Genomic DNA, 24,322 nt, shown 5'->3' with positions numbered 1-24,322 from the left:
TTCAGGAGGAACTGTGCGACAACTGATAATCAGGCTGTTTGTCCTGCTGGCGGTGATGATCACCGCTGGCTGTGGTTTTCATCCGCGCGGCACCACTCAGGTGCCCGCCGAAATGAAAACGCTGATCGTCTCCACTGGCGACCCTTATGGTCCACTGGCGCGCACCGTTCGTCAGCAGCTGCGCCTCAATAACGTGCGCATTGTTGATGACACCAAAGAGACGCGTAACAACATTCCGACGTTGCGTCTCGGCGGCGAAGGCTTTAGCCGCGATACTGCTTCGGTGTTTATCAGCGGCACCACCGCTGAATACTCACTGGTGATGTCAGTATCGGCGCAGGTACTGCTGCCAGGTAAAGGTATCTACCCGATCAGCACCACTGTGTATCGTTCTTTCTTCGACAACCCGAACGCCGCCCTGGCGAAGGATGCCGAGCAGGACAAGATCATGCAGGAGATGCGTCAGCGTGCCGCCGAACAGTTGGTGCGTAAGCTACTGGTGGTGCATGCGGCGCAGGAAAGCAACAAAGATACACTGCCGCAGCCTGAGACGATCTTACCCGGTGAAAGCGCACCGGAAGCACCTTCCTCGTCAGCTACCAGCCTGCAATGATCAGGATCTATCCTGAACAACTCAGCGCGCAACTCCGTGAGGGGCTGCGCGCCTGTTATTTTCTCACCGGCAATGAACCGCTGCTGATTCAGGAAAGCGCTGACGCCATTCGCACCGCGTCAACGGCTCAGGGCTTCGAAGAGCATTTCAGCGTCACACTGGATGCACAAACCAGCTGGGACGACCTGTTTGCCAGCTGCCAGTCACTCAGCCTGTTTACCCAACGTCAGACACTGACGCTGCAATTCCCGGAAAATGGCCCGAACGCCGCCATGGCCGAGCAGCTGGTCAAACTTGCCAGCCTGCTGCACAGCGATATCCTGCTGGTGCTGCGCATGGCGAAGCTGACCAAAGCGCAGGAAAACAGCGCCTGGTTTAAAGCGCTGAGTGCGCAGGCCGTGCTGGTACCCTGCCAGACCCCGGAACAGGCCCAGTTGCCACGCTGGGTGGCAAATCGCGCCAAAGCTATGAAGTTGAGCGTCGATGATGCCGCCATCCAGCTGCTTTGCTACTGTTATGAAGGCAACCTGCTGGCGCTGGCTCAGGCGCTGGAACGCCTTTCGTTGTTATGGCCGGATGGCAAACTCACCCTGCCTCGGGTCGAAGAAGCGGTCAATGATGCCGCCCACTTTACGCCTTTCCACTGGGTTGATGCCCTGCTGGCGGGCAAAAGTAAGCGCGCCCTGCATATCCTGCATCAGCTGGAGAAGGAAGACAGCGAAGTGGTGATCCTGCTGCGCAGCCTGCAACGCGATCTGCTGACGTTACTGCATCTGCAACGCCATCAGGCCCGGCAACCGCTGCGCACGCTGATGGATCAACAACGTATCTGGCAGAACCGCCGTGCGCTGTTTATGGAGGCATTGCAACGGCTGGATGCCCGTCGTTTACAACGTGCGGTTCATTTGCTGGCGGAGCTGGAGCTGTCGCTGAAACAGGACTACGGTCAAAACCTGTGGCCGCAGCTGGAGACCCTGTCCCTGCTGCTCTGCCACCGTGATTTCCCGATGAGCTTTGCTGATGTCTGAACTTGACGCCCTGTTCGGCGGCACCTTTGATCCCATCCATTATGGACATTTGCGTCCGGTCGAAGCACTGGCGCAACAGATCGGCCTGAAAAAGGTGACGCTGCTGCCGAACAATGTGCCACCGCATCGCCCGCAACCCCAGGCCAGTGCGCAACAGCGCGTCGCCATGCTGCACTGTGCCATTGCAGACCGCCCGTTGTTTGATATCGATACGCGCGAGCTGGAGCGGGAAACGCCGTCATGGACGGTGGCAACGCTGGAAGCATTGCGTGCGCAACGTGGTGATCAGCAGCCCCTGGGGTTTATCATTGGCCAGGATTCTCTGCTAACGTTAGCCAAATGGCACCGCTGGCAGGATTTGTTGTCGCTGTGTCATTTGCTGGTGTGCAAACGCCCGGCTTATCCGGCGCAAATGGACACCCCTGAGATGCAGCAGTGGCTGGATCAGCATCTCGCGCGCGATGTGCAACAACTGCATCGCCTTCCGGCTGGCCTTATCTGGCTGGCCGATACGCCGCTTTTTGATATTTCAGCCACCGAGATCCGCCAGCGTCGCTTACAGGGCGAGTCCTGCGCGGATTTACTGCCTGCGGCGGTCATCGACTATATCGATCGCGCAGGCTTATACCTTAAATAATTCGGCTTGCAGGCTCGCTGACAGTTAACGCTCCTGCAATTTGATGTATAACGGGTATATATCGCGACCAATCGCGGCATGCTATACTGCGCCGCTTCATTTTTGGCTGCGTTTCCAGGGCATTCAGCCTGCCCGTAATCACCTGATTTAAGGGGAACCTTTTGCAAGGTAAAGCACTCCAAGAGTTCGTTATTGATAAGATTGATGATCTCAAAGGCCAGGATATCGTCGCGCTTGACGTTCAGGGCAAATCCAGCATCACCGATTGCATGATTATCTGCACCGGCACCTCAACCCGTCATGTGACCTCAATTGCTGACCATGTCATGCAGGAGTCACGCGCTGCGGGCCTGAAGCCATTAGGCGTTGAAGGTAAAGCGGCAGCCGATTGGGTGGTGGTCGATCTGGGTGACGTGATTGTGCACGTCATGCAGGAAGACAGCCGTCAGCTGTATGAGCTGGAAAAGCTCTGGAGCTAAGCGGTGAAATTGCAGCTTGTGGCCGTCGGCACCAAAATGCCGGATTGGGTTCAGACCGGTTTCACCGAGTATCTGCGCCGTTTCCCTAAAGATATGCCGCTGGAACTGACCGAAGTGCCAGCAGGTAAACGCGGCAAAAACGCTGACATCAAACGCATTCTTGAAAAAGAAGGTGAAGCGATGCTGGCGGCCGTGGGCAAAGGTAACCGCATTGTGACGCTGGATATTCCCGGGCAACCGTGGGAAACCCCGCAGCTGGCACAGCAGCTGGAACGCTGGAAGCAGGATGGCCGCGATGTCAGCCTGTTGATCGGCGGGCCTGAAGGCCTGTCGCCTGCCTGTAAGGCGGCGGCAGAACAGAGCTGGTCGCTGTCGGCCCTGACGCTGCCACATCCGCTGGTACGTGTGCTGGTGGCCGAGAGCCTGTACCGTGCCTGGAGCATCACCGCCAATCATCCTTATCACCGTGAATAAACGCCAGGCCAACCCCGGACATTAAACGCAGCGGATGAAATTACAAAGCAACGCTTTTCGCGATTACACTGCCGAACAAAAGCTGTTTGTCCGTCGGGCTTTGGTGGCCTTTTTCGGCATCCTGCTGCTTTCCGGTATTCTGGTGGTCAACCTGTACCACCTGCAAATTCTGCGTTTTGCTGATTACAGCACCCGCTCCAATGACAACCGTATCAAGCTGGTGCCGGTGGCACCGAGCCGCGGTATCATTTTTGATCGCAACGGCGTGCCGCTGGCGCTGAACCGCACCATTTATCAGGCCGAGCTGGTGCCGGAAAAAGTCGATGACCTGAAGCAAACGCTACAGGACCTGCGCCCGATCCTCGATCTCACTGATGACGATTTGGACGCGTTCGAAAAAGAACGCAAGCGTTCTCGCCGCTTCACCTCCATTCCGGTCAAAACCGCCCTGAGCGATGTGCAGGTGGCACGTTTTGCTGTCAATCAGTACCGCTTCCCTGGCGTGGAAGTGAAAGGCTACCAGCGCCGCTACTATCCCTACGGACAAACGCTGACCCATGTGGTGGGCTACGTGTCGAAAATTAACGATCGTGATGTCACGCGTCTCGATCAGGAAGGCAAATGGCCGAACTATGCGGCAACGCATGACATCGGCAAGCTGGGTATCGAAAACTATTACGAGGATGTGCTGCACGGCACCACCGGTTATGAAGAAGTCGAGGTGAATAACCGTGGCCGGGTGATCCGTCAGTTGCATGAACAATCACCGCAGGCCGGGCGCGATATCTATCTCACCATCGATCTCAAATTGCAGCAGTACATCGAAACGCTGCTGGCGGGCAGCCGTGCGGCGGTGGTGGTGAGCGACCCACGCACCGGGGAAATCCTCGCGCTGGTTTCAACACCAAGCTACGACCCGAATCTGTTCGTCGATGGTATCTCCAGCAAAGATTACAAAGCGCTGCTCAGCGATGAAAACCGTCCACTTTATAATCGCGCCTTGCAGGCCGCCTACCCTCCGGCATCCACGGTGAAGCCTTATGTCGCGGTATCAGCGCTCAGTGCCGGAGTGATTAACCGCAACACCAGCCTGTTTGACCCCGGCTGGTGGCAGTTACCGGGTTCTGAAAAGCGTTATCGTGACTGGAAAAAATGGGGCCATGGTCGTCTCAACGTCACCAAAGCGCTGGAAGAATCCGCCGATACCTTCTTCTATCAAGTTGCCTATGACATGGGGATTGATCGCCTGTCTGAATGGATGACCAAATTTGGCTACGGCCATCGCACCGGCATTGACCTGCCGCAGGAAAGCCCCGGCAATATGCCGACGCGTGACTGGAAGCTGAAACGCTTTAAGAAACCCTGGTATCAGGGCGATACCATCCCGGTGGGGATCGGCCAGGGCTACTGGACTGCCACACCGGTGCAGATGAACAAAGCGATGATGATTTTAATAAACGATGGGGTAATAAAAGTGCCGCATCTGTTGCACGCCACCCGTGAAGGCCACACCATGGTGCCGTATCGCCAACCAGCAGATGAACCGATTGGCGATATCCACTCCGGCTTCTGGGAGATCGCCAAAGACGGGATGTATGGCGTTGCCAACCGCCCTAACGGCACTGCGCATAAGAGCTTTGCCGACGCACCCTATAAAATCGCCGCCAAATCCGGTACGGCCCAGGTATTCGGTCTGAAAGAGAACGAAACCTATAACGCACACAAAATTGCTGAGCATCTGCGCGACCACAAGCTGATGACCGCCTTCGCGCCGTTCGATAAACCGCGTGTCGCCGTCACCATGATTCTGGAGAACGGCGGTGCGGGTCCGGCTGTTGGCTCGGTGATGCGTCAGATTCTCGACCACATTATGTTAGGCGATAACAACACGGTGCTGCCAGAAGCCGCACCGACGCCACCCGGTTACGAAGGTGAATAAGCATGTCCATGAACGATAGTCCGCAGAAAAGAACGATCTGGACGCGCATCCATATTGACCCCCTCTTTATGCTGGTGATCATCGGCCTGCTGGTCTATAGCGCTTTCGTTATCTGGAGCGCCAGTGGCCAGGATCCCGGCATGATGGAACGTAAAATCGGCCAGATTGTGATGGGTCTGGTAATCATGATCGTGCTGGCGCAGGTGCCACCGCGCGTTTACGAAAGCTGGGCACCCTATCTCTACATCATCTGCGTGATATTACTGATTGCCGTTGATGCCTTCGGCCATATCAGTAAAGGGGCGCAGCGCTGGCTGGATTTAGGTATCGTGCGCTTCCAGCCGTCGGAGATCGCCAAAATAGCCGTGCCACTGATGGTGGCGCGCTTTATCAACCGCGATGTGTGTCCGCCAACGCTGAAGAACACCGGCATCGCACTGATCCTGATCTTCGCCCCGACCCTGCTGGTTGCGGCGCAGCCTGACCTCGGGACCTCAATCCTGATCGCTGCATCAGGTTTGTTCGTGCTGTTCCTGTCAGGCATGAGCTGGAAACTGATTGGCGTTGCGGTGCTGCTGATTGCGGCGTTTATCCCGGTGCTGTGGTTCTTCCTGATGCACGATTATCAGCGCGACCGCGTGATGATGCTGCTCAATCCCGAGAGCGATCCACTGGGTGCCGGTTATCACATCATTCAGTCCAAAATTGCCATCGGCTCAGGTGGCCTGCGCGGTAAAGGGTGGCTGCATGGCACCCAGTCGCAGCTGGAGTTTTTGCCTGAGCGCCATACTGACTTTATCTTTGCCGTACTGGCGGAAGAACTGGGGCTGGTCGGCGTGCTGCTGCTATTGGTGCTGTATCTGCTGCTGATTATGCGTGGTTTGATTATCGCAGCCCGTGCACAAACCACCTTTGGTCGCGTGATGGCGGGAGGTTTGATGCTGATTTTATTCGTTTATGTTTTCGTTAACATTGGCATGGTTAGTGGTATCTTACCGGTGGTTGGCGTACCGCTGCCGCTGGTCAGCTACGGCGGATCGGCATTGATTGTACTAATGGCTGGATTTGGCATCGTCATGTCGATCCATACTCATCGAAAAATGTTATCTAAAAGCGTTTAAGAGGCTGCACATGCGTAAGGACTGGCTTGGGGTTGCTCTGGCATCATTGGTACTGGCTGCCTGTTCCTCTCAGGAACCGCAGAATACCGCCCCACCACAACCGGCTTACAACGGCCCGGTGGTTGAAATTCCGGGGGTGGAACCGCGCTATGAACCGATCAATCCGTCAACCAGCCAGGACTATAGCGTCAACGGTAAAACCTACCGTATCGTTAAAGATCCTTCTAACTTCAGTGAAGTGGGTTTAGCCACTTCCTATGGTACTGAAGCCCAGGGCAATCGTACCGCGATTGGTGAGACCTTCGATCCTAACGCCATGAGCGCGGCTCATCCGACCCTGCCCTTACCCAGCTATGTGCGCGTCACTAACCTGGCGAATGGTCGTCAGATCGTGGTACGCGTCAATGATCGCGGTCCCTACACACCGGGCCGAATTATCGATCTGTCGAGCGCCGCAGCCGACCGTCTGAATATCTCGAATAATACCCGTGTACGCGTTGACTATATCAATGTCGCACCGGACGGCACGCTGTCGGGTCCCGGCACCATTGGTACCACGGTCGCTAAACAAAGTTACGCACTGCCAGCACGTCCTGACCTGGGCGGCGGCATGGTGATGATGGGCGGCAGTGCCAGCACCCAAAGCGCCACACCTCCGGCGCAGGATGTCCGCGCGGTGGATAACAGCACGCTGCAAAGCAGCGATGGCATGGGCGCACCGGTGCGCAGCAATGGTTTTCTTGGCGCACCGCAACCGTTAGCCAATGGCGTACTGGAAGGCAGCGAACCGCAACCGGCCGCCGCTGCGTCTGCACCCGCGGCGACTGCTGCGGTAGCCGCTCCGGTAGCCGCAGCTGCAGCGCCAGCCACCAGCCAGAGCGCTGGCGGTTATGTGGTGCAGGTGGGCGCACTTAACGATGCCGCCCGCGCACGCGAGCTGGCAACCAGCCTCGGCAAACGTTTCGGCGTACCGGGTTCGGTTGAAGCCAATGGCAACGTTTATCGCGTGCAGCTGGGTGGCTATAAATCCCGCGCGGAAGCCGCTGCATTGCAGCAGCGCCTGAACAACGAAGCGCAGATGAGTTCATTTATTACCACGTCGCATAACGGCATGTGATAATAACAACCAGGCATAGTGCTGCCTGGTTACTACAGTTTTGCAAAGCAAGATGTCGCCCAATCAGGCGTTTGCTTGAGTCAAGGCACTTTTTTTTACTCTCAACCTCACGGATGTTGTAGTCCTGAACATGAATACGCTGAAACCTTCTCGTTTTCTGAAACGCCTGACAGTGGGATCACTGGTCGCCCTTTCACTCAGCCATGCCGCCCTGGCGGACGATGTAAACCTCAAAACCATGATTCCGGGTGTCCCGGACATTGATGCTGAAGCTTACGTTCTGATCGACTATAACTCGGGCAAGGTGCTGGCGGAAAAGAACGCCGATGCACGTCGCGACCCAGCCAGTCTGACCAAAATGATGACCAGCTACGTCATCGGCCAGGCGGTCAAAGCGGGTAAAATCCATCAGGATGATATTGTCACCGTGGGTAAAGATGCCTGGGCGACCGGTAACCCGGTATTTAAAGGCTCCTCGCTGATGTTCCTCAAACCAGGCGATCGCGTTCCCGTTTCGCAGCTGACGCGCGGTATCGTGCTGCAATCCGGTAACGATGCCTGTGTTGCCATGGCCGATTATGTGGCAGGCAGCCAGGATGCCTTCGTCAACCTGATGAACAATTATGTGCAGGCGTTGGGTCTGAAAAACACCCATTTCCAGACGGTACACGGTCTGGATGCAGACGGCCAGTACAGCTCAGCCCGCGATATGGCGCTGATCGGCCAGGCACTGATTCGTGACGTTCCGGACGAGTACGCGGTTTATCACGAGAAAGAGTTCACCTTTAACAACATCCGCCAGCTGAACCGTAACGGCCTGCTGTGGGATACCAGCCTCAATGTCGATGGCATCAAAACCGGCCATACCGATGCCGCAGGTTACAACCTGGTGGCGTCAGCAACCGAAGGCCAAATGCGTCTGATTTCGGCGGTGATGGGCGGCCATACCTACAAAGGTCGTGAAACCGAGAGCAAAAAACTGCTGACCTGGGGCTTCCGTTTCTTTGAAACCGTGGCACCGCTGAAGGCCGGTAAAGAATTTGCTTCTGAGCCGGTGTGGTTTGGTAACAGCGACCGCGTGCAGCTCGGCGTGGAGAAAGATGCTTATCTGACCATCCCGCGTGGCCGCATGAAAGATCTGAAAGCCAGCTACGTGCTGAACAACACCGAACTGCATGCGCCGCTACAGAAAAACCAGGTGGTGGGCAGCATCAACTTCCAGCTGGATGGCAAAACCATTGAACAGCGTCCGCTGGTGGTGCTGAACGAAGTGCAGGAAGGCGGTTTCATCAGTCGTATCATTGATTACATCAAACTGATGTTCCACCACTGGTTCGGCTAAGGCCGTATGGTTGAAAAACCCGCCATATACCATCATATATTTACTATCCCCTAAATAGTTCAGGGTGCAGGAAGGCGGCAAGCGAGTTCATCCCCGGGAGCTTACAATAGTAAGTGACTGGGGTGAACGAACGTAGCCAACGCACCTGCAGACTGAAATATGACGGGGATTATTGCTCCCGCTCAGGCGGGAGCCTGTTTTTTATGCACCGGAGTCAATATGAAAACCAAACTGAATGAACTGCTCGAATTCCCTACCTCCTTTACCTATAAAGTGATGGGTCTGGCGCAACCGGAGCTGGTTGATCAAGTGGTTGCTGTGGTGCAGCGTCATGCGCCCGGCGACTACAAGCCAGATGTGAAGCCGAGCAGCAAAGGCAATTATCATTCTGTTTCCATCACCATCATGGCCACACACATCGAACAGGTTGAAACCCTGTATGAAGAGTTAGGCAATATCGATATCGTGCGCATGGTGCTGTAATGCTGACGCTGGCAAAGGGATCTTTGCCAGCGTTATACTTTGCCTCTCACTCTTTACCGGATGCCCGTTTTGTCAGCTAATACGCTTCTTGTTCGTCAACTCGGCCAGCGCGACTGGCAGCCGATTTCTGACGCCATGCACCGCTTTACCGATCAACGCGACAGCGACACCCCGGATGAAGTCTGGCTGGTGGAGCATAACCCGGTGTTTACCCAGGGCCAGGCTGGCAAAGCTGAGCATCTGCTGATGCCCGGCGACATTCCTGTGGTACAGAGCGATCGCGGCGGCCAGGTCACCTACCACGGTCCCGGCCAGCAGGTTATGTATGTGCTGATCGATGTTAAACGCCGTAAGCTTGGTGTGCGCCAACTGGTGACGGCACTGGAAGAAACGGTGGTTGCCACCCTGGCGGATTACGGTGTCAGCGCCCATGCGCGACCAGATGCCCCAGGTGTGTACGTGGGTGAAGAGAAGATTTGCTCGCTCGGTCTGCGCATCCGCAAAGGGTGTTCGTTTCACGGCCTGGCATTGAATGTGGCGATGGACCTCGCCCCTTTCCTGCGCATCAATCCCTGTGGTTATGCCGGTATGCGTATGACACAGCTGGGGCAGTTCCAGCCCGGCGTTACCACCGCTGATGTCCAGCCACGTCTGGTGCAGCATTTTGCCCAGTTGACCGGCTTTACCACCAGCGAGTGGCGACAGGATGAACCCACGCTGTGATGTCTGTCAGTGCGTATTTACAATTTTGTAACCTGATGACATTCACAGCGGCTGCTTCCCGCGCTGCGAGATGATATAAGTTTTTGCAAGTTTTTTCAAATAAAGTTGAAAGCCTGGTTCTCAGTTTGAGTGAGGAAGCTTTCAAATCGCAATCCCGACCGGAACCTGCAGATTTATGAGTAAACCAATTCAGATGGAACGTGGCGTCAAATATCGCGATGCCGACAAAATGGCGCTGATTCCGGTGAAAACCGTGGTCACTGAGCGCGAGGAAATTCTGCGCAAGCCGGAGTGGATGAAGATCAAACTTCCTGCCGACTCCAGCCGTATCCAGGGCATCAAGGCCGCCATGCGCAAAAACGGCCTGCATTCGGTGTGTGAAGAGGCCTCCTGCCCCAACCTGGCAGAATGTTTTAACCACGGCACCGCCACCTTTATGATTCTTGGCGCGATCTGTACCCGTCGTTGTCCGTTCTGCGATGTGGCACACGGTCGCCCGACTGCCCCCGATGCTAACGAGCCGGTGAAACTGGCCCAAACCATCGCCGATATGGCGCTGCGTTATGTGGTTATCACCTCGGTTGACCGCGATGACCTGCGCGACGGCGGTGCTCAGCACTTTGCCGACTGCATCAGCGCTATCCGCGAAAAAAGCCCGTCGATCAAGATTGAAACCCTGGTACCTGATTTCCGTGGCCGTATGGATCGTGCGCTGGAAATCCTTACCGCGACGCCGCCAGATGTGTTCAACCACAACCTGGAAAACGTCCCACGCGTTTACCGTCAGGTACGACCGGGCGCCAACTACGAGTGGTCACTCAAGCTGCTGGAGCGTTTTAAAGAAGCGCATCCGGACGTGCCGACGAAATCCGGCCTGATGGTGGGTCTGGGTGAAACCAATGCGGAAATTGTTGAGGTGATGCGCGATCTGCGTCGTCATGGCGTCACCATGCTGACACTGGGCCAGTATCTGCAACCGAGCCGTCATCATCTGCCGGTGCAGCGTTATGTCAGCCCTGCTGAGTTTGATGAGATGAAAGCTGAAGCAATGGCAATGGGCTTCACCCACGCGGCCTGTGGCCCGTTCGTGCGCTCCTCTTACCATGCCGACATGCAGGCCAAAGGTCTGGAAGTTAAGTAATCCCTGCGCCCATTCGCAGCGACACTGTTCGGTCGCTGCATCAAAACCAAAGGCGCGCGATAAATCGCGCCGCTACAGAAAACAAAAAACCAGACTGGCATCAGTCTGGTTTTTTACAACGTAATAAATTTTTACACTTATTGACGTTAGCCGCAGAGATTACTCTTTGTGGCTGACACGTTCTGCCGGTGCTTCTTCAGCAGTGCTTTTGGTTGCGGTGGATTCATCATCTTTCATGGCTTTTTTGAAGCCTTTGATTGCGGAACCCAGATCGCCACCCAGTGAACGTAACTTGTTGGTGCCAAAAAGCAGAACGATGAGAGCACCGATGATCAGCAGTTTGGCAATACTGATACCTTCCATAATTAACCTTTCAACCTTAGCGAAAAACGGTGACTGATATTTACGCGCAGATCGCTTGCCAGCTCAACTGCAATCTGTAACAGAGTAAGATCGGCCACCGGGCAAATTTCAGATAAAACGGCTCAAAAACGCCTGAGTACGCGGGTGCTGCGGATTGCCAATCACCTGCTCCGGGCTGCCCTGCTCCACCACCACGCCACCATCCATAAATACCACACGGTCAGCGGCTTCACGGGCAAAACCAATTTCATGGGTGACCACAATCATGGTTAATCCCTGATCCGCCAGCGTGCGCATGGTCGCCAGCACTTCCCCCACCAGCTCAGGATCGAGCGCCGAGGTCGGTTCATCAAACAACATCAGTGATGGCTTAATCGCCAGCGCTCGCGCTATCGCTACCCGCTGCTGCTGACCACCGGACAAATGACGCGGCCAGGCATCCGCTTTATCACTCAGCCCCACCGTCGAGAGCAGCTCATGGGCATGTTTTAACGCGTCCTGGCGCGGGAACTTATGCACGCCAATCGGCGCTTCAATGATGTTTTGCAGCACCGTCATATGCGGATAGAGGTTGAACTGCTGAAACACCATGCCAATCTTCTGGCGCTGATGGGCAATCCGGCGTGGCGACAGGCGATGCAAAATGCCTTTTTTTAATTCATAACCAATTTGCTCATCACCCACCATGATCGAACCGGCGTTCATATCTTCCAGATGGTTAATACAGCGCAGAAAGGTTGACTTGCCCGAGCCGGACGGCCCGAGGATCACCACCACTTCGCCCGGAAACACATCCAGATCGATACCTTTCAGCACCTCATTATCACCGTAGCTTTTCTGCACATTGCGGGCGCGCACCAGCGGCTGAACATCACTCATACATCCTCCTTCTGCACCAGGGCCCGCTGGCTGATATCGTCACTCTGATTGCGGCGTTTGGTGACAACCACCGTGCGTCGGGTACCGCGGGCGTAGTAACGTTCAATAGCCGACTGACCCACGTTGAGAATTGAGGTGATGAGCAGATACCAGATCACCGCTACCATCAGCATGGGAATGATTTCAAAGGTTCGGTTATAGACCGCCTGCACCGAATACAGCAGATCGCCCATGGCTATCACACTCACCAGCGAGGTGGCTTTGATCATGCTGATCAACTGATTACCCGTGGGAGGAATGATGGAACGCATGGCCTGCGGAATGATGATGCGGCGCAGTGCACGCGTGCGGCTCATGCCGAAAGCCTGTGTGGTTTCTACCTGGCCGTTATCGACCGAGAGTAAACCCGCACGAATGATTTCCGCCATATACGCGGCTTCATTCAGGGCCAGACCAGCGATCGCGGCAGTTAACGGCGTGATCAGATCATTGGTATTCCAGCTGGCAAAGGTGATGCCGGTCCAGGGAATGGTAATCGACAACGTCGGGAACAGCGTTGACAGGTTATACCAGAAGATCAATTGCACCAGCAGCGGGGTGCCGCGAAAGAACCAGATGTAGAGCGACGAGATGCCACTCAGCAGCTTGTTCTCCGACAGACGCCACACCGCCAGCAGCAGGCCCAGCAGGGTGCCGAGGATCATCGACACCACCGTCAGCCCGAGGGTTACCTGCAACCCTTTCAGCACCGAACCTTCAGTGAACCATTTCAGCACCACCGTCCACTCAAAGTTTGGGTTGGTCGCCACCAGCCAAAGGAAGTTGGAGGCGATCACCAGCACCACAATCCATGAGACCCAGCGTCCATAAGTGGGCGCGTTGCGGGCAAAAGCCACGTCGCGCTGCTGCACGTCGGCCTTGTCCCTGGCTCGCGAATCGTTGGTGTGTAAACTCATTTTGCTGCCCCTTTCGCCAGGTTACGGCCCGGTGCCTGCAACATGTTACCGTCCAGCTTCCACTTTTTCATGATGGCAGCGTAAGTCCCGTTGCTGAACAGTTCTTTATACCCGTCCAGCACCACGTTACCCAGCTCAGAACCTTTCGGCACCACGGTGCCCTGGAAGATATCACCAAAGCCGTTTTTCTGGCCCTTGCCGGACAATTCCAGCTGACCATTGGCCTGCTCGACAAAGTACGTCAGCGGAGCCTGTGACGAGAAGAAGGCGTCAGAACGTTTTGAACGCACCGCGAGAATCGAAGAAGGCTGATCAGTGAAGGACTGCACCACCACCGCAGGTTTACCGGCAGCCACACAAGCATCAGATTGCTTGCGGATCACCTGCTCCGCAGAACCCGCCGCCATCACCGCGATACGCTTGCCGCAGGTGTCATCAAGGCCATTAATTTTGGCCGGATTGCCTTTGGGTACGCCAAATACCACGAACTCCTGCACAAAATCGATGAAATCGACCTTCTCCTGACGATCCGGGTAATCACCAATCGGCCCAATCGCCAGCTGATAACGGCCGGAATTAATCCCTGCCAGCACCCCGGACAAGCCGCTGACGGTGGCATGTTCGATTTTCACCCCCAGCAATTGTCCCAGCGCCACCGCCAGATCGGCAGAAGCGCCATCCATCGAGTGCGTACCATTGACGATCTCATACGGAGGGAAAGAACCGTTGTTCACGGCGATCATTTTGCCAGCGCTTTTGATATCCGCAGGCAGACGATCGTGCAGCGCCTGGTCAACTTTCTGGCTGGGAATCGCATCAGCCGCCTGAGCGAATGATGCCGACAGGCCCAGAGCCAGCGCGATAGCGAGAGTCATTTTTTTCATTCTTCAATTTCCCAGTGCTGTCAGTGTGTTTTCAGTTCAGGGCGAGCAAAGCGGCGGTTCTCAAGCACCGGCAACACGCTGCGTGCATAAGCAATACGCTGTGGGTCGAGGTCAGCAAACACCAGTGCCGCCGACTCCGGTGCTTTGGCAATCGCCACACCAAGCGGATCGATCACCAGACTGTTGCCGATGTTGCGCGGGCCACATTCTCCCACCGCCACCATATAGCAGGTGTTCTCCAGCGCACGTGCCGTGGTCAGTAGCTCCCAATGCATCTCTTTCAGCGGCCCTTTCACCCAGGCCGCAGGCAGCACCAGCACATCGGCACCATCCAGCACCAGACGGCGCGCCAGCTCAGGGAAACGGACGTCATAACAGGTCATCAGACCCACCTTCATTCCCGCCACTTCAACCAACGGCGGAATGACATGGCCGGGGTTAACACGCTGTGATTCCTGCATGGCAAAGGCGTCGTACAGGTGCAATTTTTCGTATTCCGCGATGATTTCGCCATTACGAATGGCGATCAGCACGTTAAGCGCCTTCTGCCCTTCGGTTGGCACATGCACGCTCATCATGGTGGTCAGCGTGTTACCTTTGCTGGCCGCGAGGATCTGCGTCAGGAAAGGACCATCCAGCGGCTGTGCCGCTTTCAGCACCAGGTCTGGATCGGCAATATCACGCGCCAGCACGCCTTCCGGCAGCACCAGCAAATCGGCTCCGCCCGCCAGTGCCTTATTCATCAGGCCGATGCAGATATCGGCGTTTTCCTGCCATTCGCGGCTGACCGCAAATTGCCCCATCGCTACTTTCATCATCATTCCCCCTGCGCCACCGCCGGGAAGATCGCTTCCGGCGTCAGCAATGTTTTGGTTAAGCCCTGTTCAAACAACTCACTGGCAAAATCCGCAATCATCTTTTTGTTAGCGGCAAATCCGTTTTGATTCCAGTCGGCCGGTAATTCCTGCGCGGTACGTCGCAAATCGTCCAGCAACCACGGCGTGGTGTCGGCGTATTTTTCGCGTTTCTTCATCCATAGCTGGTACGAACGATCGATGATCTCACTCAACGCCTGCGGCAGCCACGGATGTTGTTCCGCCAGTGCGGGTTTCAGCGCCAGAATATGAATCCCCGGCACATAACCAACACGATTGAAGTAATCGCGCTCGGCACTGGCGAAATCCGTTTGCAGCTGGCGCAGCCCGGATTCCGGCAGGAAGAAGCCTTCTGGCATAAACGGAGTGAAAACCGCATCCAGCTCACCGGCTTTCAACAGCTCAATCAACGGGCGTTCGCCGGGAGCGACTTCAATACGTCCCGGACGGCCAAAGCCCGCGAGACGGTCAACAATCGGGTGTTCTGCAGTCAGGCGGCCCGCAAACCAGTACGCATCATCAATACCGACCCCGGCTTCACGCAGCACGGTGCGCGTCCAGGTATTGCCGGAATCCTGCCAACCCGTGACACCGATTTTTTTTCCTTTCAGCTGAGCCGGGGTGGTAATCGGGCTGTCCGCCGTGGTGATGATGCAACGCTGACGAAAGCCACGCATCAGAAAGTGTGGCAGACCGAGCAGCGAGGTGTCGCCTTTGGCGCGTGACTGGGCATAACGGCTAAAGGACACCTCGCCGGCATCGTATTTGTCGCTGCTGCCCAGGTTATCAACCAGCGTGCCGACGCGGTCAATTTCCAGCTGAAATCCTTCCGGCTTGAGGTCGCCGAGTGCCAGCGGTGTAAAGTAATCCCAGTCACGAACCGCCAGTCTGATGGTTACCATAGTTGTTGTTTCCCCGTTCGTTCCGATTGCAGTCAGGCTGCGTTTAGTTATTCAGCAAATTGTGCTTGAATTTGATACTAAATCGGGAATACTAACCTGAACAATAAATTCTTTGTTACTGAACAAAGGTTTTTCTTATGACGCAAACGGTAGATATCGACTGGTTCAGCGCGCAAATTACCGATGCGTCGGTGAAGGGCATTACGCTTACCGCTTCCACATTAATTCGCGATGGTCAGATTGCTGTCGGTACGCAGATGCCCGCCGTACGCGAGCTGGCGGAGCTATTGGGCGTGAGTCCTGCAACGGTATCGGCGGCCTGGTCGCAGCTGAAAAAACAAAAAGTGCTGGCCGGTAAAGGCCGCAGTGGCGTGTGGGTGTGTGGCAATACGGTGATGCCGCGGCCGATTCGTTTTGAAAAAATCGGCAACTACGGCGATAACATCCAGGCCGATCTGGCAATGGCCTCCCCGGATCCGGCGCTGTTACCCGATTTGCAGCCAGCGATGCTGGCTGGCCTTCAGTCGCCCCAGTTGAATAGCTATCATCGTGAAGCCATTTCACCTCAGCTACTGGCGGCAATTACGCCACGCTGGCCCTATCCGGCAGAGGCATGGCTGGCGACCGATGGTGGCTTTGATGCGATGAATTTAATCGTGCAAACGCTGCTGTCTCCTGGTGATCGGGTGGTACTCGAAGATCCCACCGCAACACGTTTGCTGGATATGCTGGACAATATCGGCGCGGAGATTCTGCCGCTGCCCTGCGATGAACAGGGACCGATTCCCTCCGCCTTGGCCGCGCATCTGCACAAATCACCGGCGATGTTTATCTACCAGCCGCGTACCCATTCAACCACCGGACATACCGTGACACAGCAACGTAGCGCTGAGCTGGCGCGCGTGTTGGCCAATAGCAAAACGCTGATTGTGGAAGATGACGGGATTGGCGACTTATCACGCTGGCCGGTGTGGAGCCTCGGATACCACTTTCCCGAACGCGTGGTGCATGTCCATTCGTTTTCGAAAGCCTACGGCCCGGATCTGCGGCTTGCTGTGCTTTCCGCCCCCTGTGAACTGGTGAAACGCATTCAGGCATGGCGTAATTTTGGTGTCAGCTGGACCAGCCGAATTTTGCAGGATGCCGTTGCCTGGATGCTGACAGACGCCACCACGCAGCAGCAGGTAGAACAGGCAAAAACCACCTATCGGGAACGTCGCCAGCAGCTGCTGCATGCCCTGCAAGCTCGCGGGCTGGTGCTGGCCGAACGTGACGGCCTCAGTCTGTATATTCCGGTGGCGTCAGAACAATATGCCATGATTACGCTGGCTGCCCGAGGTATCGCCGCCGTGCCGGGTGAACGCTACAGCATCAACGCCGAACAATTCATTCGCGTCAGCACTGCCATGCTGCCATTGCAGCAACTTGACAGTATTGCTGACGCGCTGGTGATTGCTTCTGGTCGCGAAATTAACCTCAGCCCAAATCTTTGATGTGATAACGCGGCGATTCCACATAGCCTTCGCGCGCGTAGAACTGGTTGGCTTTCAGGCGTGAGGCATGGCAATGCACTTCCATGCGATCACAGCCACGCTCGCGTGCCAGTTGCTCGGCATAGCTGAGCAACTGCTGCCCGCTCCCCTTGCTGCGCTCGCCTTCGGCTATGCAGAAATAGCTGATACGGGCAAAATCGCCCGCCAGTGCCAGTTGCGGGATAAAGTGGAGCGACAGAAAACCCAGCACCTGAGTTCCATGCTCGGCCACCAGCAGCACTTCATCGGGATGGCTACAAAGCTGTGCTAATCGTGTCTCAATAAACCCTTCAGTGCCGTCATAACCCAGTTCGGTTAGCAGTGCACTCAGAGCAAAACTGTCTTTCGCCTGTGCCTGACGTATCTTCATCCTGCCTCCTCAGTAATCCATTTCCTGCTGTTATATAGCGTTGTCAGCCAAAAAGCTGCAAGTAAGGATTGTTATGGGGATGTTACAGAGATTATCTGTGAGAGACGCCGCAGTTTGTGCCCTGTCATGCGCCTGTCATCAGCGCTTAAGGCAGACTTAATATTGCTTTGCCATGCTGGCCTGAATGCGACAGGAGGCAACGCAATGAAGAGTATGATCCCACGAACCCTGGATGAAATGCTGGCATTATCCATCAGCACTTTCGCCCTGGTCGCCTGGGCCATCATTTGGTGGCAGGCATAAAAAAACCCGCCAGAAGGCGGGTTTTTAGAATTCTGCGTGTTAACTTACAGAGCGATAACGTTAGCAGCAGATGGGCCTTTAGCGCCGTCAGTGATTTCAAACTCTACACGCTGACCTTCAGCCAGAGTTTTGAAGCCATTGCTCATGATTGCAGAGAAGTGTACGAATACATCTTTGCTGCCATCTTCAGGAGTAATGAAACCGAATCCTTTAGATTCATTAAACCACTTAACGTTACCTTTGATCTTGGACATCTATATTACCTTTACATGAAAAATGGACACTAAACTGTGTCGGCGTCTAGTACAGCAATTGCGGTGACATTTGTCCAGTGCGAATTGATGAAAAAGTGATAAATATCGTGTTTTTCGCCAACCTTCACACTTTCCATCCGTCTTCATCAGTTAAAACTGAAATCGTAACCAGGCAAAATAGACATTACCATTGTTATAAGTACCTGGAATATAAGTCATTTGGAAGGTAACAGGGCCATATCCGATAGAAGCCATCGGCAATAAAACCGGAATCGGGATATATTTCCAGTTATCTCTGGCAGTGACACCCGCCGTATAGCCAGCACCGATGTGAAAATTGTCATCACTCAGCGGACGCCAGGTGGCTTCCCAGCCGTAACCGCCAATCGGTTCCCACTTGTTGAACGAATCCTTAAACGCCATCAGGTACAGGCCATGCCAGTTACCTTTGTCATCCCAGCGCGAAACACCGCCCCCCGCGCCCCATGGGCGTTCGTTGTACCTGTCGATATGCTCCTGATCGTAAGTCCAGCGGTTATGCCAGGTAATGGCGGGCAGGTAAAAATCATAATTTTGCGGCTGCGACCAGGTCTCGGCCACATTGTCAGTAAAGGTATTCCAGCCTGATTTGATGGTCTGAGTGGCAGTAGCTGCCGAGGCAGAAAAAGCGCTTCCGAGGGTCAAAATACAGCCAACACAGGCTGCCGAAATGTACCGATTCACAACGAAGGTTCCTGTAAAACAATCCTTAAGACGACAGAGCCACGGATATCCTGCCCGGCGTCTGCCCAAAAATTAACGCTACTGTCTGAAAAGTTTAGTGAAAAGTTTCCTGAAACACTCCAGGTATTGTCTGGAATTTCCGACACGCGATGGGCGCATTTTACCATAATGACCAAATGCTACCGGAACCGGGGATAAACGAAGGGGCTATTGGCATAATTGATAAAATGTGCAGTGTTCTCTTAACAATGCCTGGCGGAAATGACTTAATTTTCAGCAATCTGTGCTTCATTGTTGATAACGTAAATAAATTAATGAAATTTATCGATTGAACTAATCAGATGAATGAGATAAATCTCAGCATTCCAGGAGGGAGATAAAGAGGAATGCTGATGACTATTCGTTGTAGCCGCTGTGGGTGTGTCCGGTTTTTTTATACGCTGCCCGGAACCAGACAAACCAGGCAGCAAAGCCACCACGGCGCCTGTTGTGCTGAGTGTCAAAAGCCGCTCAATCTGCGGGATGTGATTTTGCCAGTCTCGCGTCCCCACTCACCTGCCTTTACCAAAGCCGAATGAACGTCAACAGGCACCTACGGGTGCCTGTAAGCGTCAGAAAATCAATTTAAACACGCCGGTAATGGTTAACAGCCCAACAATGAAGATGATAGCGATGATCCACAGGATTATTTTCATTTTCCGCTCCTTTTTACATCATTAATAGCGCCAGTTCACTCAAGTATAGACGAAGATCCTGCTTCTGCTGTCAGGTGCGATAGCCATCACGCCATCATGCTGTGGTTTCGTTTAGCTGATGATTATTTCTGCGAGGCCGGTCGCAGCTACAGATTTTTCTTAACTTTGCCGCTTCGTTCTCCCGCCGCCTACTGTCTAAACTTACAGCGCCTGTAGCAGGCCTCAATTGTTATCACTGCCTAAGTAACAAGGAGATTATATGAGCACGATAAATACCAGCATGGGGCGTTATAGCCTGAAGGCAAAGGACTATGGCAATCACATCAGAGGAAGCATTGCCATCAATGACGAAGGTGGCACCCAGCTCACCATGCAGGAGTTTGAAGAACATTATCTTGACGATGTCGTCAACAATGTTATTTACCCTGTCACGGGTGGGAACCGTGAGATTACCCGCGCGTTGCGCGACCAAATGGTTAAAGCGGGTTTTGAACAACCGCACTGAGTTTTTGGGCCACATCTTGTGGCCCTTTGCTTTCGACAATTCTCACTTGCCGTTATTAAGCATTCGTCGCAGGATGGAGTACCTATTTTGAAAGGAGATCAACCGCGTGAGTGCCCTTCTTCGTATCCCTTCTTCCCGGCTCCATCAATTTGTACAAGCTATCTGGTTACATGCAGGCAGTAGTGCCGACGAAGCACGGCTGGTCGCCGACCACCTGGTGGCAGCGAATCTGGCGGGTCATGATTCGCATGGCGTAGGCATGATCCCGAGTTACATGGTTTCTCTCTCTCAGGGTTTTTTGCAGCTGAATCAGCACACCACGGTTGAAAAAGATGTCGGCGCGGTGCTGACTCTGAGCGGCCATAATGGTTTTGGCCAGGTCGCCGCATGGGAAGCCATGAAGATGGGGATCGAGCGCGCGGCAAAATTTGGTATCGCCGCCGTTGGCCTGCACGATTCGCATCATATCGGGCGCATCGGTCACTGGGCTGAACAATGTGCGGCTGCCGGGTTTGTCTCTTTTCACTTCGTCAACGTCGCGGGTGACCCGATGGTTGCACCGTTCAACGGCAGCGACCGGCGTTTTGGTACTAACCCCTTCTGTGCCATTTTCCCGCGCACCAACGCCAAACCGCTGCTGCTTGATTTCGCCACCAGCGGCATTGCCTTCGGCAAAACCCGTGTGGCATGGAACAAAGAACAGCAGGTTGCACCGGGGTATCTGATCGATCATCAGGGCAAAGGCACCACCGAACCTGGCGTGATGCATCAGGAACCTTATGGCTCGCTGCTGCCGTTTGGGCTGCATAAGGGTTATGCACTGGCTACCATGTGTGAAATTCTCGGCGGTGCGCTGTCAGGTGGACGCACCACACATGACGAAACCCTGGTGAGCTGCCACGATGCCATCTTCAACTGCATGACCACCATCATCGTGAATCCGGAAGCTTTTGATGCGCCCGCAATGCAGCAGGAAGCGGAAGCCTTCCTCAGTTGGGTAAAACGTTCGCCACAAAGCGGCGATGCGCCGATTCAGATACCGGGCGAATGGGAAGAGAACAATCGTCTGGAGCGTGAACGCGAAGGCATTCCGCTGGATACCAATAGCTGGGACAAAATTTGCCAGGCGGCTTTACAGGCGGGGATGCCAGAAGAAGAACTGGCGGCCTTCCGCGCACTGGCGCAGTAGACCGCGAATGCTGAGGCGACATGCCTCAGCATCTTCACATCAAATCACCATCGACAGCAGCAGACAACCCACTAAACCGCAGACTGAGATGATGGTCTCCAGCACTGACCAGGAGCGAATGGTTTCACCGATCGTCAGGTTGAAATATTCCTTAAACAGCCAGAATCCCGGATCGTTGACGTGAGAGAAAATCACGCTGCCTGAGCCAACGGCAATCACCATCAGTTCCGGGCTGGCACCAGAGGTGACAATCAGCGGCGCCACAATGCCCCCCGCCGTAATCGCCGCCACGGTAGCGGAACCCAGGGCGATACGCAGCACCGCCGCAATTGACCAGGCCATAAAGATCGGGGAAACATTGGTTTCATGCATCATGCTGGCGATATATTTATCGACACCGCTATCCACCAGCACCTGCTTAAACGCCCCGCCACCACCGATAATCAGCAGCATCATGGCGATGATTTTGATCGAGTCACTTAATGTGCCCATCACTTCATCCATGCTGCGTCCGCGATTCAGACCGAAGGTGAAGATCGCAATCAGCACCGCAATCAGCGTCGCCATGATCGGATCGCCAAAGAACTCAGCGTAAGGCAGGATCACATGTCCTTTTGGCAGGACCATTTCGGCCACCGCACGCAGCGCCATCAGAATCACCGGCACCAGCGCGGTGCCAACACTGACGCCAAAGCCCGGCATTTCCGCTTCGCTGAAGGTTTTCGGGTTCCACAGTCCTTGCGGGATCGGTTTATCGATACCTTTCAGAAAACGTGCGTAGACCGGTCCCGCCAGAATAACGGTAGGAATGCCCAGCAGGGTACCGAACAGCAGGGTTTTGCCCATATCCGCATTGAACAGCGTGGCAATCGCGGTTGGACCCGGATGTGGTGGTAAAAAGCCGTGCGTGACCGACAGCGCAGCCGCCATTGGCACGCCCACGAACAGCAATGGCACCCGCGCAGACGCGGCAACGCTGAACACCAGCGGCAGCATCAGCACAAAGCCCACTTCATAAAACAGCGCAAAGCCCACGGTGAAGCCCGTCAGCACCAGCGCCCACTGGATATGCTTTTGCCCGAACTTTTCAATCAGCGTGGTGGCAATGCGTTGTGCGCCACCACAATCGGCCAGCAGTTTGCCCAGCATGGCACCGAACCCCATGATCAGCGCCAGGCTGCCCAGCGTGCCGCCGACACCGGTTTTGATCGAGCCAATCACTTTATTGACGGGCATGCCCTGCATCATGCCGACCGCCAGCGCCACCAGAATCAGCGCGATAAATCCGTTCAGTTTGAAGCGAATCATCAGCAGTAGCAGTAACGCCACGCCAATTGCCACGTAGAGTAATGGCATAATTTTTCTCCACCTTTTTGCACGGTCTTTCACCGGCAGCGGTTTGTTGTGATAAGTCCTGAGGACGATGGATACAGCAGCATTTGAGATGTTGTTACATCGCGATGCATCTTGTTACCGGTATCATGTTAAGGGTAACAAGATGAAGAAATCACCTGCTACGCCAGGTGAATTTCTGAATTGAGAAGGTGATCAAATTTTTGCCGGTCAGTTATCAGAATGTTTGTCCCGACAGCCAGGGGGGTTTGGTTACACTAGGGGTTTTCCGCCTATGAAAAAGGATCTGCAGGTGAGTGAGAATCTGATTGAGCTGTACAGTAATCAACAAACCCTGTTTGCCCGTGGCAGTATTGACCGGCTGGTGCCGTTGCTTGCCGCGAATCCACAGCCCACGTTGCTGTTCTGTGGTCGCTCGTTTCTCAACGGTCCGGCCTGGGCGCGCCTGGGTACGGCACTCAACGATCACATTCTTGGTTATGAGATCGTCAGCCATGAAGCATCGCCCGCTGAGATCGATGCCTGGGTCACGCGCTGGCGGGGTCATGTGGATCGCGTGGTGGCGATTGGTGGTGGCAGCGTGCTGGACGCAGCCAAAGCCTTTAGCGCCATGATGCAACACCCGCTGCCGACCGCGCGTTATCTGGAAAAGGTCGGTGATACGCCGGTGCAGCCCGTAACATTGCCGCTGATCGCCATTCCCACTACCGCCGGTACCGGCAGCGAAGCGACGCAGAATGCCGTCGTGACCGATCAGCAAAATATCCAGGTGAAAGCCTCGCTACGTCATCCGGTATTTGTGCCACAGGTGGCAATTCTCGACCCGGATTTACTGAGAGGAACGCCGGATTCGGTGCTGGCGACCTGCGCCATTGACGCCTTCACCCATCTGTTTGAGGCGTATCTGTCACGCAAAGGCAATCTGTTCAGCCAGCAAATGGCGCTGAATGGTTTGCAACTGTTCTTTAAAGCCTGGCCTGCGCTCAATCGCAACGACCAGGCTGGTGATGACGCACGCGAAGCGATGATGATGGCTTCCTGGCTGGGCGGCGTATGTCTGAGCAGCGCCGGATTAGGTGTGATCCACGGCATCGCCGGTGAGCTGGGGGCGATTAAACCTTTCCATCATGGGGAAGTCTGCGGACGTTTGCTGTTTCCGTTCCTTGAGGTACTGGCCGAAAGTGAACATCCCGAACAGCAGCGCCTGATGGCACAACTGGCGCAGCAACTGTTGCCAGAGGATCCGGCACCACCGGCGCTTGCATTAAAAGCCTGGCTGCAACAGCATGCCATCATGCCGTTCTGGCTGGATGGCCCAGCCTTATCCACCACCGAGGTGGAGTGGATAGTGGCCCGCGCGAACAGTAAAAACGGCTGGGTCAGCTACGACCCGGAAATCCTGCGCGACATGATCGCCGCCGCCTGGCCGATTGTTTAATCCT

General features: G+C 54.9%; 27 protein-coding genes. 16 read left to right on the top strand and 11 right to left on the bottom strand.

All coding sequences use genetic code 11. The annotated features are described in order from the left end of the window. Positions 1 to 13: 13 nt before the first annotated feature. From lptE to lipA, 12 genes are all read left to right on the top strand, one after another. Entirely contained in the window at positions 14 to 613 is a 600-nt protein-coding gene (gene lptE / locus HA50_RS05405) for an LPS assembly lipoprotein LptE (protein ID WP_084873425.1), read from the top strand. Further along, complete coding sequence (gene holA / locus HA50_RS05400; protein ID WP_084873422.1) at positions 610 to 1,641, top strand: DNA polymerase III subunit delta; 1,032 nt, start codon at positions 610 to 612, stop codon at positions 1,639 to 1,641. The genes lptE and holA overlap by 4 nt, the downstream gene beginning before the upstream one ends. Beyond that, positions 1,634 to 2,278 (top strand): nicotinate-nucleotide adenylyltransferase, encoded by a 645-nt coding sequence (nadD, locus tag HA50_RS05395; RefSeq protein ID WP_084873419.1) that lies wholly within the window; start codon positions 1,634 to 1,636, stop codon positions 2,276 to 2,278. Before holA ends, nadD begins: the two co-directional genes overlap by 8 nt. Positions 2,279 to 2,439: 161 nt before the next feature. Further along, entirely contained in the window at positions 2,440 to 2,757 is a 318-nt protein-coding gene (gene rsfS, locus HA50_RS05390) for a ribosome silencing factor (protein WP_084873416.1), read from the top strand. Positions 2,758 to 2,760: 3 nt separating this feature from the next. Beyond that, on the top strand, positions 2,761 to 3,231 hold the full coding sequence (rlmH, locus tag HA50_RS05385) for a 23S rRNA (pseudouridine(1915)-N(3))-methyltransferase RlmH (protein ID WP_084873413.1): 471 nt from the start codon (positions 2,761 to 2,763) through the stop codon (positions 3,229 to 3,231). Between the two features lie 34 nt (positions 3,232 to 3,265). Next, positions 3,266 to 5,170 (top strand): peptidoglycan DD-transpeptidase MrdA, encoded by a 1,905-nt coding sequence (mrdA, locus tag HA50_RS05380; RefSeq protein ID WP_084873410.1) that lies wholly within the window; start codon positions 3,266 to 3,268, stop codon positions 5,168 to 5,170. Between the two features lie 8 nt (positions 5,171 to 5,178). Continuing rightward, positions 5,179 to 6,291: a peptidoglycan glycosyltransferase MrdB gene (gene mrdB / locus HA50_RS05375; RefSeq protein WP_084878358.1), complete on the top strand. Its 1,113-nt coding sequence runs from the start codon at positions 5,179 to 5,181 to the stop codon at positions 6,289 to 6,291. Between the two features lie 10 nt (positions 6,292 to 6,301). Continuing rightward, positions 6,302 to 7,408 carry an endolytic peptidoglycan transglycosylase RlpA gene (gene rlpA / locus HA50_RS05370; RefSeq protein ID WP_084873405.1) on the top strand — a complete coding sequence of 369 codons (1,107 nt, stop codon included), beginning with the start codon at positions 6,302 to 6,304 and terminating at the stop codon, positions 7,406 to 7,408. 130 nt (positions 7,409 to 7,538) lie between these two features. Next, positions 7,539 to 8,750: a D-alanyl-D-alanine carboxypeptidase DacA gene (dacA, locus tag HA50_RS05365; protein ID WP_084873402.1), complete on the top strand. Its 1,212-nt coding sequence runs from the start codon at positions 7,539 to 7,541 to the stop codon at positions 8,748 to 8,750. Positions 8,751 to 8,969: 219 nt separating this feature from the next. Next, positions 8,970 to 9,233 (top strand): DUF493 family protein YbeD, encoded by a 264-nt coding sequence (gene ybeD, locus HA50_RS05360; protein WP_084873400.1) that lies wholly within the window; start codon positions 8,970 to 8,972, stop codon positions 9,231 to 9,233. 69 nt (positions 9,234 to 9,302) lie between these two features. Then, positions 9,303 to 9,956: a lipoyl(octanoyl) transferase LipB gene (lipB, locus tag HA50_RS05355; protein ID WP_084873397.1), complete on the top strand. Its 654-nt coding sequence runs from the start codon at positions 9,303 to 9,305 to the stop codon at positions 9,954 to 9,956. 175 nt (positions 9,957 to 10,131) lie between these two features. Then, positions 10,132 to 11,097 (top strand): lipoyl synthase, encoded by a 966-nt coding sequence (gene lipA, locus HA50_RS05350; protein ID WP_084873395.1) that lies wholly within the window; start codon positions 10,132 to 10,134, stop codon positions 11,095 to 11,097. Positions 11,098 to 11,256: 159 nt separating this feature from the next. On the opposite strand, the gene tatE is transcribed toward lipA, so the two are convergent. The 6 genes from tatE to HA50_RS05320 all read right to left on the bottom strand — a co-directional run bounded on the left by tatE (position 11,257) and on the right by HA50_RS05320 (position 15,956). Beyond that, positions 11,257 to 11,460: a twin-arginine translocase subunit TatE gene (tatE, locus tag HA50_RS05345; RefSeq protein WP_084873392.1), complete on the bottom strand. Its 204-nt coding sequence runs from the start codon at positions 11,458 to 11,460 to the stop codon at positions 11,257 to 11,259. 108 nt (positions 11,461 to 11,568) lie between these two features. Continuing rightward, entirely contained in the window at positions 11,569 to 12,339 is a 771-nt protein-coding gene (locus HA50_RS05340) for an amino acid ABC transporter ATP-binding protein (RefSeq protein WP_084873389.1), read from the bottom strand. Then, entirely contained in the window at positions 12,336 to 13,295 is a 960-nt protein-coding gene (locus HA50_RS05335) for an amino acid ABC transporter permease (protein WP_084873380.1), read from the bottom strand. The genes HA50_RS05340 and HA50_RS05335 overlap by 4 nt, the downstream gene beginning before the upstream one ends. Further along, the gene (locus tag HA50_RS05330; protein WP_084873377.1) at positions 13,292 to 14,179 is read right to left on the bottom strand and encodes an ABC transporter substrate-binding protein; all 888 of its coding nucleotides are present in this window, start codon (positions 14,177 to 14,179) and stop codon (positions 13,292 to 13,294) included. Before HA50_RS05330 ends, HA50_RS05335 begins: the two co-directional genes overlap by 4 nt. A gap of 20 nt (positions 14,180 to 14,199) precedes the next feature. Further along, positions 14,200 to 14,994 (bottom strand): deaminated glutathione amidase, encoded by a 795-nt coding sequence (locus HA50_RS05325; RefSeq protein WP_084878355.1) that lies wholly within the window; start codon positions 14,992 to 14,994, stop codon positions 14,200 to 14,202. 2 nt (positions 14,995 to 14,996) lie between these two features. Then, complete coding sequence (locus HA50_RS05320) at positions 14,997 to 15,956, bottom strand: ABC transporter substrate-binding protein (RefSeq protein ID WP_084873375.1); 960 nt, start codon at positions 15,954 to 15,956, stop codon at positions 14,997 to 14,999. 137 nt (positions 15,957 to 16,093) lie between these two features. On the opposite strand from HA50_RS05320, the gene HA50_RS05315 reads away from it, so the two are divergent. Beyond that, positions 16,094 to 17,449: an aminotransferase-like domain-containing protein gene (locus tag HA50_RS05315; RefSeq protein WP_084873372.1), complete on the top strand. Its 1,356-nt coding sequence runs from the start codon at positions 16,094 to 16,096 to the stop codon at positions 17,447 to 17,449. Here the strand turns inward: HA50_RS05315 and HA50_RS05310 are convergent. From HA50_RS05310 to HA50_RS32265, 4 genes are all read right to left on the bottom strand, one after another. Continuing rightward, positions 17,433 to 17,858, bottom strand: a complete 426-nt coding sequence (locus tag HA50_RS05310; RefSeq protein WP_084873369.1) for a GNAT family N-acetyltransferase — start codon at positions 17,856 to 17,858, stop codon at positions 17,433 to 17,435. The genes HA50_RS05315 and HA50_RS05310 overlap by 17 nt on opposite strands. Positions 17,859 to 18,205: 347 nt before the next feature. Then, positions 18,206 to 18,415 carry a transcription antiterminator/RNA stability regulator CspE gene (gene cspE / locus HA50_RS05305; RefSeq protein WP_034829024.1) on the bottom strand — a complete coding sequence of 70 codons (210 nt, stop codon included), beginning with the start codon at positions 18,413 to 18,415 and terminating at the stop codon, positions 18,206 to 18,208. 150 nt (positions 18,416 to 18,565) lie between these two features. After that, positions 18,566 to 19,138, bottom strand: coding sequence for a lipid IV(A) palmitoyltransferase PagP (gene pagP / locus HA50_RS05300; RefSeq protein ID WP_084873366.1), 573 nt, complete (start codon positions 19,136 to 19,138; stop codon positions 18,566 to 18,568). A gap of 611 nt (positions 19,139 to 19,749) precedes the next feature. Further along, positions 19,750 to 19,833 carry a small membrane protein YohP gene (locus tag HA50_RS32265; protein WP_017346848.1) on the bottom strand — a complete coding sequence of 28 codons (84 nt, stop codon included), beginning with the start codon at positions 19,831 to 19,833 and terminating at the stop codon, positions 19,750 to 19,752. A 259-nt stretch (positions 19,834 to 20,092) separates the two neighbouring features. Between HA50_RS32265 and HA50_RS05285 the strand changes: the two genes are divergently transcribed. Next, positions 20,093 to 20,338, top strand: coding sequence for a hypothetical protein (locus tag HA50_RS05285; protein ID WP_084873357.1), 246 nt, complete (start codon positions 20,093 to 20,095; stop codon positions 20,336 to 20,338). Between the two features lie 106 nt (positions 20,339 to 20,444). Further along, positions 20,445 to 21,527, top strand: a complete 1,083-nt coding sequence (locus HA50_RS05280; RefSeq protein WP_084873355.1) for a malate/lactate/ureidoglycolate dehydrogenase — start codon at positions 20,445 to 20,447, stop codon at positions 21,525 to 21,527. A 39-nt stretch (positions 21,528 to 21,566) separates the two neighbouring features. Here HA50_RS05280 and gntT read toward each other — a convergent pair whose 3' ends face one another. Further along, a complete protein-coding gene (gntT, locus tag HA50_RS05275; protein ID WP_084873352.1) occupies positions 21,567 to 22,883 on the bottom strand; it encodes a gluconate transporter in 1,317 nt (438 codons plus the stop codon). Positions 22,884 to 23,172: 289 nt separating this feature from the next. Here gntT and HA50_RS05270 point away from each other — a divergent pair, with 289 nt between their 5' ends. Continuing rightward, a complete protein-coding gene (locus tag HA50_RS05270; protein ID WP_167379237.1) occupies positions 23,173 to 24,318 on the top strand; it encodes an iron-containing alcohol dehydrogenase in 1,146 nt (381 codons plus the stop codon). The last annotated feature ends 4 nt before the right edge of the window (positions 24,319 to 24,322 follow it).

Source organism: Pantoea cypripedii (assembly GCF_002095535.1).
In the GTDB taxonomy this organism is placed as follows: Bacteria; Pseudomonadota; Gammaproteobacteria; order Enterobacterales; family Enterobacteriaceae; genus Pantoea; species Pantoea cypripedii.
This window is presented reverse-complemented; position numbering and strand designations above follow the sequence as displayed.

What these genes read in the sequence shown, in the direction of transcription:
- rlpA (WP_084873405.1), top strand. Translation starts at nt 6,302, where the DNA reads ATGCGTAAGGACTGGCTTGGGGTTGCTCTGGCATCATTGGTACTGGCT.
- dacA (WP_084873402.1), top strand. Translation starts at nt 7,539, where the DNA reads ATGAATACGCTGAAACCTTCTCGTTTTCTGAAACGCCTGACAGTGGGA.
- tatE (WP_084873392.1), bottom strand. Translation starts at nt 11,460, where the DNA reads ATGGAAGGTATCAGTATTGCCAAACTGCTGATCATCGGTGCTCTCATC.
- ybeD (WP_084873400.1), top strand. Translation starts at nt 8,970, where the DNA reads ATGAAAACCAAACTGAATGAACTGCTCGAATTCCCTACCTCCTTTACC.
- holA (WP_084873422.1), top strand. Translation starts at nt 610, where the DNA reads ATGATCAGGATCTATCCTGAACAACTCAGCGCGCAACTCCGTGAGGGG.
- HA50_RS05310 (WP_084873369.1), bottom strand. Translation starts at nt 17,858, where the DNA reads ATGAAGATACGTCAGGCACAGGCGAAAGACAGTTTTGCTCTGAGTGCA.
- HA50_RS05285 (WP_084873357.1), top strand. Translation starts at nt 20,093, where the DNA reads ATGAGCACGATAAATACCAGCATGGGGCGTTATAGCCTGAAGGCAAAG.
- HA50_RS05340 (WP_084873389.1), bottom strand. Translation starts at nt 12,339, where the DNA reads ATGAGTGATGTTCAGCCGCTGGTGCGCGCCCGCAATGTGCAGAAAAGC.
- HA50_RS05335 (WP_084873380.1), bottom strand. Translation starts at nt 13,295, where the DNA reads ATGAGTTTACACACCAACGATTCGCGAGCCAGGGACAAGGCCGACGTG.
- HA50_RS05320 (WP_084873375.1), bottom strand. Translation starts at nt 15,956, where the DNA reads ATGGTAACCATCAGACTGGCGGTTCGTGACTGGGATTACTTTACACCG.
- HA50_RS05325 (WP_084878355.1), bottom strand. Translation starts at nt 14,994, where the DNA reads ATGAAAGTAGCGATGGGGCAATTTGCGGTCAGCCGCGAATGGCAGGAA.
- lipA (WP_084873395.1), top strand. Translation starts at nt 10,132, where the DNA reads ATGAGTAAACCAATTCAGATGGAACGTGGCGTCAAATATCGCGATGCC.
- nadD (WP_084873419.1), top strand. Translation starts at nt 1,634, where the DNA reads ATGTCTGAACTTGACGCCCTGTTCGGCGGCACCTTTGATCCCATCCAT.
- HA50_RS32265 (WP_017346848.1), bottom strand. Translation starts at nt 19,833, where the DNA reads ATGAAAATAATCCTGTGGATCATCGCTATCATCTTCATTGTTGGGCTG.
- HA50_RS05330 (WP_084873377.1), bottom strand. Translation starts at nt 14,179, where the DNA reads ATGAAAAAAATGACTCTCGCTATCGCGCTGGCTCTGGGCCTGTCGGCA.
- mrdB (WP_084878358.1), top strand. Translation starts at nt 5,179, where the DNA reads ATGAACGATAGTCCGCAGAAAAGAACGATCTGGACGCGCATCCATATT.
- HA50_RS05315 (WP_084873372.1), top strand. Translation starts at nt 16,094, where the DNA reads ATGACGCAAACGGTAGATATCGACTGGTTCAGCGCGCAAATTACCGAT.
- gntT (WP_084873352.1), bottom strand. Translation starts at nt 22,883, where the DNA reads ATGCCATTACTCTACGTGGCAATTGGCGTGGCGTTACTGCTACTGCTG.
- cspE (WP_034829024.1), bottom strand. Translation starts at nt 18,415, where the DNA reads ATGTCCAAGATCAAAGGTAACGTTAAGTGGTTTAATGAATCTAAAGGA.
- mrdA (WP_084873410.1), top strand. Translation starts at nt 3,266, where the DNA reads ATGAAATTACAAAGCAACGCTTTTCGCGATTACACTGCCGAACAAAAG.